This is a genomic window from Diaphorobacter sp. LR2014-1 (genome assembly GCF_002916785.1).
In the GTDB taxonomy this organism is placed as follows: domain Bacteria; phylum Pseudomonadota; class Gammaproteobacteria; order Burkholderiales; family Burkholderiaceae_C; genus Diaphorobacter; species Diaphorobacter nitroreducens.
The window spans coordinates 1-2,500 of record NZ_MTBE01000069.1 but is presented as its reverse complement, the minus strand read 5'-3'; the positions used below and the strand labels follow the sequence as shown (position 1 = coordinate 2,500).

2 rRNA genes and 1 pseudogene (1 of these 3 cut by a window edge) are annotated in these 2,500 nt (G+C 55.6%); all 3 read left to right on the top strand.

Annotated features, from left to right (window positions below):
* Positions 1–835, top strand: a 23S ribosomal RNA gene (locus BV908_RS21525) (it extends 2,041 nt beyond the left edge of the window).
* Positions 836–955: 120 nt separating this feature from the next.
* Positions 956–1,068: ribosomal RNA gene (gene rrf / locus BV908_RS21520) — 5S ribosomal RNA — on the top strand.
* 385 nt (positions 1,069–1,453) lie between these two features.
* Positions 1,454–1,633: pseudogene (locus BV908_RS21515) on the top strand (transposase); the annotation flags it as partial.
* Positions 1,634–2,500: the final 867 nt, after the last annotated feature.

The window sequence follows — 2,500 nt, the reverse complement described above, 5'->3', positions numbered from 1 at the left end:
GAACCTTTACTGTAGCTTTGTATTGGACTTTGAACGGATCTGTGTAGGATAGGTGGGAGGCTTTGAAGTGAGGTCGCTAGATCTCATGGAGCCAACGTTGAAATACCACCCTGGTGCGTTTGAGGTTCTAACCTAGGTCCATTAGCTGGATCGGGGACAGTGCATGGTAGGCAGTTTGACTGGGGCGGTCTCCTCCCAAAGCGTAACGGAGGAGTTCGAAGGTACGCTAGTTACGGTCGGACATCGTGACGATAGTGCAATGGCATAAGCGTGCTTAACTGCGAGACTGACAAGTCGAGCAGATGCGAAAGCAGGACATAGTGATCCGGTGGTTCTGTATGGAAGGGCCATCGCTCAACGGATAAAAGGTACTCTGGGGATAACAGGCTGATACCGCCCAAGAGTTCATATCGACGGCGGTGTTTGGCACCTCGATGTCGGCTCATCTCATCCTGGGGCTGTAGTCGGTCCCAAGGGTATGGCTGTTCGCCATTTAAAGAGGTACGTGAGCTGGGTTTAAAACGTCGTGAGACAGTTTGGTCCCTATCTTCCGTGGGCGCTGCAGATTTGAGGAAGCCTGCTCCTAGTACGAGAGGACCGGAGTGGACACACCTCTGGTGTATCGGTTGTCACGCCAGTGGCATTGCCGAGTAGCTAAGTGTGGAAGAGATAACCGCTGAAAGCATCTAAGCGGGAAACTCGTTTCAAGATGAGATCTGCCGGGGCCTTGAGCCCCCTGAAGGGTCGTTGTAGACCACGACGTTGATAGGCTGGGTGTGGAAGTGCAGCAATGCATTAAGTTAACCAGTACTAATTGCCCGTGCGGCTTGACCCTATAACTTTGACTGCCAATCGCAGTTCAAGACTGTTATGCCAAGTACGCAATCAAATCCACGCTGATTCACAGACTCTATGAATTCGCTGTGCAGTCCTCACTGCTCAGCAACCCTTTATGCCTGATGACCATAGCAAGTTGGTACCACTCCTTCCCATCCCGAACAGGACAGTGAAACGACTTCGCGCCGATGATAGTGCGGGTTCCCGTGTGAAAGTAGGTCATCGTCAGGCTCTTACAGCCCAAACCGCCCTCCCACTAAAACAGTGGGAGGGCGTTTTGCTTTTGGGCTTGAGCGGTCAACATCGGCCGGCTACCAGCATTCAACAACTCCCAGTTGCCCTGTAGATCTGCAGCCAATTCGACCTGCCCCCCTTAGACGTGTTAGTCGAAGAGTTGACGGTTTGGGCTGCTGCTGGTTTCAAAGACACCTTGTTAAGGCGGAAGTGAAACCGGAGGTGGTTCATGGAGACAAGAAGGACATTCAGCCGAGAGTTCAAGTTCAAGCGGTCAAGCTGGTCACGAGCGTGATGTGGTTGTGGCCAGGTGACCGGCCCCCCATCAGTCGTACCAAGCTGAAGTTAGTGAAATCCGTTAACCACCAACAGAATGACGGACATGAAGAAGAACAGATTCACTGACGAGCAGATCATCGGATTCCTCAAGCAGGCTGAGGTCGGCATGCCGGTCAAGGAGTTGTGCCGACTGGGCGGCTTCAGCGATGTGACCTTCTACAAGTGGCGCGCCAAGTTCGGCGGCATGCAGGCCAGGCGCGAAGCGGTCGCCAGGATGGTCGAGCAACTGGCCATCAGCGAACGCCGCGCGCTATACAAGGTTGTCACGAATGAGCTACCCAGAGCCGCCCAGGATGAATGCCGCCATGGCCGAGCTGAGTACGCGCATCGTCGAGGTGGCCCATGAGTGCCGACGCTTATAAAGTCCCTGACGCAGGCCAGACAGGAGATCACCCGATGGCGGTGGGACTACAACGAGGTTCGCCCGCGCGCTGGCGATGTCATGCAATCACCGGAGATCAAGTAATCTCCAAAAACCTGGACCGCTACTTAACACTGCCACGTCTGAAGAGGGCCGGTCACAATCTACCAAAGAACTGGACATTCACGAAGACGTGATGCGCAAGTGGGTTCGTGAACTGCGAGACGAACCCCAGGAGGCCTTCCTTGGCAACGGCAAACTAAACCCAGACGCGGAAATAGCGCAGCTGCGCAAGAAAGTGGCTGAGCTCAAGATGGAGCGCGACATCCTAAAAAAACCTGGCCTACTTCGCGAAGGAGTCGATGTGAAGTTCGGCTTCGTGGCGAAACACCCAGGGGCCTGTCCGGTCGATCTGATGTGCGAGGCGCTCGGTGTCTCGCGGGGTGGCTTCTACGCGTGGCTCACACGGCCCAGGGGTTGGCGCAGCCTCATGATGAAGTGCTGGCGCGCAGGTCTACCAGAGCTTCGTACGCAGCGACCGCACCTATGGCGCAGGCCGTGTGTGGCACAAGGTGCTGGAGCAAGGTCAGGCCTGTGGTCTGCGCCGCATTGAACGGCTCATGCGCGAAAAGGCTTTACAAGCCAAACCCCAACGGCGTGGACCGTCTAACAGGCCGTTGAAAAATCCCCCGCCGACGCCCGCGTTGGCCGCTACGATCTGAAGCCATC